Genomic DNA, 1,663 nt, shown 5'->3' with positions numbered 1-1,663 from the left:
TCATCCCGAACGTGTAACAGAGCGCCGCGGGAATGAGCAGAATCGCCAGAAGCTCGAGGAAGTTCGACCAAGGTGTCGCATTCTCGAAGGGATGCGCGGAATTCACGTTGAAGAACCCCCCGCCGTTAGTCCCGAGTTGCTTGATCGCGATCTGAGAGGCTGCCGGTCCGGCCGCCAACACTTGCTCGGTTACCGCTGCAGGCTCTGTCTTCGGTTTCCCCTGTTCATCCAGCATCGGCTGGCCGTTTGCATCCGTCACCGGCTTGTCGTAATTGGCCGGCTGCAACCATGCGGCTGATTGATACGGACTAAACGTCTGCACGACACCTTGGGAGACCAGTAAAAGGGCCAATAGCATCGCCAGCGGCAGGAGGATATAGAGCGTGCTGCGGACGAGATCGGTCCAGAAATTGCCGATGGTCAGGACGCTGCGTCGTGCCAGGCCTCTGATCAACGCGACCAGGACCGCCATGCCAGTTGCCGCGGACACGAAATTTTGCACCGTGAGCCCCAGCATCTGGGTCAGGTAGCTTAGGGTCGTTTCACCTCCGTAGGCCTGCCAGTTGGTATTGGTTGAGAAGCTCGCCGCCGTGTTGAAGGCAAGATCCGGTGGGACCGCGCCCAACCCCGCCGGATTCAGCGGTAGGAATGTTTGCTGGCGCTGCAACGCGTAGAGCGCGACAAGCCCCATCGCGTTGAAAAGCAGCATGGCAATGCCGTACGCCTTCCAATCCATCTCTTCGGTTTCACGGACTCCGCACAAGCGATAGACAAGCCGCTCAAGAGGGCCCACCACCCGGTCGAGCCCGCACGTCTGGCCTTCGTACACCCTTGCCATGTACCACCCCAGCGGCTTGACCAAGGCCAGCAAGACCACGAAGTAGAACGCGATCTGGACGAAACCATTCAAGGTCATCAGAACCACTCGGCTTTCAACAGCGCGATCATGAGATAGACCAACAACCCGAGGGCAAGGAAGGCAACCATGAAATAGATCTCTGTCATGTTGTCCCTTTTCTTAGAGTCGATCTAGGCTACGCAACAACCAACCTGAGACCGCAAAGAAGAGCACCACAATACTTAAATGTACAAAATCCATCGTGAGTTCCCTGCCTCGTTGATTATCCTGTACCACTCGTCGCGTAAAAACAGTGTCAAAATCGCCTGACGGATCGTCAAGAATGGATCAAGACTTGCGTGGACAGGTGACAGGCGAGGTGGGATGTGGGAAAACCAGTGGGTCCAGATGGTTTGAGAGGAGCTACCCCGAATTCCTACTTCCGAAGCTCCCCGAGCACGCACCACATGCGCCGCGTGCCTGATTTTTGGTCGGTGACGGGCTCGCCGCTGAAGAAGCTGACCTGCCAGGCGACGATGTCGTCCTTCGGGTCCGGCGTCGCCGTCCAGTAGATTTCCGACTTGATGTTGGAGAAGGGATGTCCCGCCGGCAAGGCGGGATCGTGCTGTGACGTATCGATCAAAGTCTTGAGTTCGTCCACGGACGGCGCGCGCCAGCCCTTTTGTCCTCCGACCTCTTTTGTCGCGCACCTCGCAACGGAACGACTCCAGACATCATGTTCCCGGTCCGGCTCCTGTTCCCAGATCAGTCCGGTCTGATTGTCTTTCACGGCGGCTCCACCCGACACCACCGTGAAGCGAGTTC

3 protein-coding genes are annotated in these 1,663 nt (G+C 57.7%); all 3 read right to left on the bottom strand.

The genetic code is table 11. From position 1 onward, the window contains the following. Positions 1 to 916: potassium-transporting ATPase subunit KdpA (locus ACOSYY_RS19635; RefSeq protein ID WP_421664647.1), on the bottom strand; the 916-nt coding region annotated here is incomplete at its 3' end. Beyond that, the gene (locus ACOSYY_RS19630; protein ID WP_421664645.1) at positions 916 to 1,005 is read right to left on the bottom strand and encodes a potassium-transporting ATPase subunit F; all 90 of its coding nucleotides are present in this window, start codon (positions 1,003 to 1,005) and stop codon (positions 916 to 918) included. The genes ACOSYY_RS19635 and ACOSYY_RS19630, both read right to left, overlap by 1 nt. A 269-nt stretch (positions 1,006 to 1,274) precedes the next feature. Then, positions 1,275 to 1,663, bottom strand: a 389-nt coding sequence (locus ACOSYY_RS19625; RefSeq protein WP_421664644.1) for an Lcl C-terminal domain-containing protein, incomplete at its 5' end; no start/stop codon positions are given.

The organism is Nitrospira sp. BLG_2, from assembly GCF_049222245.1.
Note: the sequence above shows the minus strand (reverse complement) of the source record. Positions and strands in the feature narration are given on the sequence as shown.

Bases quoted from the DNA above. Each gene is read 5' to 3' on its own strand.
- ACOSYY_RS19630 (WP_421664645.1), bottom strand. From the start codon at position 1,005: ATGACAGAGATCTATTTCATGGTTGCCTTCCTTGCCCTCGGGTTGTTG.